The following is a 1939-nucleotide window of genomic DNA, read 5'->3' on the forward strand; positions in this document are numbered from 1 at the left end:
TGCGCGGCCATTCCTTCAAGGTGATTTGTTTGGGCACCGCTGCTATTCGGGTGGAGTTGGAAGGAGACGCTAATGAAGCGACGAGTTTGTGCCGCGGTAGCAATGTCGATGCTGACCAGCGTGGCTCATGCTGGCGATTGGCGGTTAGTCACCATTAATAACGCTGGTGCCTTTGGGATCGACTTTGGTTCAGTTCGAACGGAAGCGAGAGGCATATCTGCTTGGGTTTTGGCAGTGAACCCGGTGTCCGATAGCGATGGTGTCGGCTACTCCCTGATCCGGACACTTTTTGACTGCGACCGAGACGAAAGCGCGTTCACCACAATCGTAGAGTATGCGGAGGATGGGACGAGCCTTGGTTCCGTTAGCGGACGCATTGCGTGGATGCCCCTCGTCCCCGACAGTGTTGGCTACGCTAATATGCGTGCTGCCTGTTTCAACGAGGCCTACGGTGACAAAGGGTGGGACAATCCGTCAGCATTTGTAGCGGCCTATCGTCAAGTTCAAAACTGACGGCAGAAGTCGATGAGCGTCACGATCCATCATATAGGTGATCAAGGTCGAGGTTCGGATACGCCACCCGGTCGATGGCCTCTTTCAGCGTCATGATGCGGTAGCCGCTGCCATATGCGTCGGAGACGGAAGCGGACCCGCTTCCAGCCGCCCAGCCACCCAATATCAACGCAATATCGCGGTCGATGCGCGCCTCGCGAAGGGCGTCTCGGAAGCCGTGCCGAAAGCTGTGAAAGCAGGTCTTTGGCGAGTCTGCTCCGGCCTTGGCGACGAAACGTCGGAACCAAGCAGAGAAGGTCGTGGAGCGATAGCCGGTGGCGCCCATGCCCACCTCTGCGAACAGCTTGGTTTCACCGGCGCGCTTCCGCTGGCTTACGAAGTCCATGAAGCCGAGATCGAGGAGCGTGGCATGGATGGGGACGAGCCGTTCGCTGGATGCGGTCTTCAGCCGTTTGTCATGGTGGTCGCCCTCTGATCGTTCGGTGATGACGAAACAGTCCACGCCGTCGATCCGCCGGATGTCGGCCACGTCGAGTTGGCAGGCCTCGTTTAGACGGAGGCCGCCGAACATCGACAGCAATGGAATCCAGAACCGAGCGTTGCGGGGCCGCTCCGGGCCGGGCGTGGCGTAGCCGTGCCCGTCGTCGCGGCAGCCGGTATAGAGCGGCGCCGAGAATATTGCTTGTAGCTGACCGGTCGAGAACGGGAGCCGCTTGTCACGGCGAGCAACCGGGTCGGGCACGCGCAGGCCTTGCGCCGGATTGCGGTCCAGCAACTCCTCTTTCACCGCCCAGTTCAGCACCCCGCCGAGCTTGTTCAGGTAGGTGTTAATGTTGGCAGCGTTGATCAGGTCCGTGCGGCCCCCGGCCTTCGCCCGTTCTGCGATCTCGACAGGAGAAAGCTTTGGGAACAGCTTCGAAGCGTTGCGGGGCTGCCAGCGCAGCACCTCGATCATGTCGCGGCACTGGCTGCGAGTAATGGAACGCACCGGCGTATCTGCGCCGAGGATCGCCATGACGAGCCGCTTGGTCGTCTGATAGGCCATCCGCGTCGTTGGCGACCAATCCCGCGTCGGATCATCCATGTATGCGTCGTAGAGATCGCCGAGGGTGATGCCGTTCCGGACTTCAGGCTCGACGACGGGGGCCGACGCAACGGGCGCCGGTTCGGTGAACGCTTCGAGCATGATCGGATCGACGTTCAGGCCAACCTTTGAGCGGGCGACTTCGAACTCATGCTCGATCTGGGCTGCGACTCGTAAGGCGCGACGCTTGGCCACCGTTGGGCTGTCCGTCCCTAACGATCTCCAGATTTCTTTCTTCCCGATGATGCCTTGAAGGGGTTCCGGCACACGGCGCCGGTAGTGAATTCTACCGCGCTTTCGAACGAGATGCGTTCGAACGTTGTGTAGACGCTTTGTGTAGAC

Annotated in this window: 2 protein-coding genes; one reads left to right on the forward strand and one right to left on the reverse strand. The window is 60.3% G+C overall.

The features are described 5' to 3' along the window. The first annotated feature begins 72 nt into the window (after positions 1-72). On the forward strand, positions 73-513 hold the full coding sequence (locus H9656_RS13960) for a surface-adhesin E family protein (protein WP_191744872.1): 441 nt from the start codon (positions 73-75) through the stop codon (positions 511-513). Positions 514-532: 19 nt separating this feature from the next. Here H9656_RS13960 and H9656_RS13965 read toward each other — a convergent pair. Further along, the coding region (locus H9656_RS13965) for a site-specific integrase (RefSeq protein WP_225212571.1) at positions 533-1939 on the reverse strand (1407 nt) is incomplete at its 5' end.

Source organism: Brevundimonas guildfordensis (genome assembly GCF_014836405.1).
Lineage (GTDB): Bacteria > Pseudomonadota > Alphaproteobacteria > Caulobacterales > Caulobacteraceae > Brevundimonas > Brevundimonas guildfordensis.

Bases quoted from the DNA above. Each gene is read 5' to 3' on its own strand.
- H9656_RS13960 (WP_191744872.1), top strand. From the start codon at position 73: ATGAAGCGACGAGTTTGTGCCGCGGTAGCAATGTCGATGCTGACCAGC.